The organism is Pseudomonas sp. KB_15 (assembly GCF_052114525.1).
In the GTDB taxonomy this organism is placed as follows: Bacteria; Pseudomonadota; Gammaproteobacteria; order Pseudomonadales; family Pseudomonadaceae; genus Aquipseudomonas.
Genome location: NZ_JBFREX010000103.1, coordinates 1 through 841 on the forward strand (window position 1 = coordinate 1; position 841 = coordinate 841).

The window sequence follows — 841 nt, forward strand, 5'->3', positions numbered from 1 at the left end:
CTTCTTCGACCACAGCCGCCACAAACTGCAAGTCGACGGCCTCGACACTGCCCTCGACGTCCTCGCCTTCGAAGGCGAAGAACACCTCAGCCAGCCATTCACCTACACCATCGAATTCACCGCCAGCCACCTCGACCTCGGCGCCGGGCAACTGCTCGGCCAATACGCCCAGTTCAGCCTGCACGCCGCGCCGTCAACCCTGCCCGTGATGGCCTGGGAAGTGCCCAAACCAGCCAAACCCCTGCGCACGTTTTWCGGCGTGATCAGCGGCTGCCARCGCCTGTCCGGCTCGGTCGACGAAGCGCGCTACGAAATCACCCTGCAACCGCGCCTGGGACGGCTCGCCCGCGGCCAGCAAACGCGCCTCTACCTGCAGCAATCGGTGCCGGAAATCGTCGAAAGCATCCTGCGCAGCCGCCACGCTTTCCTTGGCCAGGACTTCTTCTTCCGTCTGAATCGCGAGTACCCGCGCCGCGAACAGGTGATGCAGTACAACGAAAGCGATCTGGCCTTCATCACCCGCCTGCTGGCCGACGTCGGCATCTGGTACCGCTGCACCAGCGACGAACGCCTGAACATCGACGTCGTCGAGTTCTGCGACGACCAGCGCGGCTACCAGTTCGACGTCGCCTTGCCGATGCGCTCGCCCTCCGGCCTGAGCAGCAGCGGCGAGGACGCCGTCTGGGCCCTGCAAACCCGCCACCAGATGGTGGAACAGCAGGTCAGCGTGCGCGCCTACCACCCCCGCGACGCCCGTGCCTACCTCGACGGCGAAGTCGACCAGACCCGTGGCGAGCCGACCACCCATGGCGCCCCCCATACCTACGGCGAGGCCTACCAC

General features: G+C 66.0%; 1 protein-coding gene. It reads left to right on the plus strand.

The features are described 5' to 3' along the window. Positions 1–841: type VI secretion system Vgr family protein (locus AB4Z35_RS29870; protein WP_442101139.1), on the plus strand; the 841-nt coding region annotated here is incomplete at both ends.